Annotated in this window: 1 protein-coding gene; it reads left to right on the top strand. The window is 72.8% G+C overall.

The window, feature by feature from the left end; genetic code table 11:
• A partial coding sequence (locus tag IZR01_RS49530) for a hypothetical protein (protein ID WP_194927926.1) occupies positions 1-519 on the top strand: 519 nt, incomplete at both ends.

The following is a 519-nucleotide window of genomic DNA, read 5'->3' on the forward strand; positions in this document are numbered from 1 at the left end:
GTGTAGGGCTGCTGCTGCGGCTGGCCCTGCTGGGGGTAGGGCTGGGCTTGGCCGTGCTGCTGCGGCTGGCCCTGCTGGGAGTACGGCTGACCCTGAGGCTCACCTTGCTGCTGGGAGTACGGCTGGGCTTGGCCCTGAGGCTGGCCTTGCTGCTGAGGCTGAGGCTGCTGGGCGTAAGGCTGGCCGTGTCCCTGCTGCTGGCCGTAGGGCTGGCCCTGGCCTTGCGGCTGCGCGAAGGGCGCGGGCGGGGTCTGCTGCTGGGGCTGGCCGAAGGGCGATGCCGCTTGCGGCTGCGATGCGCCGAAGGGCTGCTGGGGCTGTCCGCCGAACTGTTGCTGCGCTTGCTGCGGCTGGGCACCCCACGGCTGCTGAGCCTGACCTTGGGGCGTCGGCTGCTGAGGTTGGCTCTGGGGCGTCGGCTGCTGCTGGTCGGGCGCGTTGACCGCGGCGCTGAAGCCCTTGGGGGGCGTCATCGGCTGCTGGAGGTGCGGCGGGATCGGCGGGGCGTGGGTGACCGGC

The organism is Catenulispora pinisilvae (genome assembly GCF_015356865.1).
GTDB classification, from domain to species: Bacteria; Actinomycetota; Actinomycetes; order Streptomycetales; family Catenulisporaceae; genus Catenulispora; species Catenulispora pinisilvae.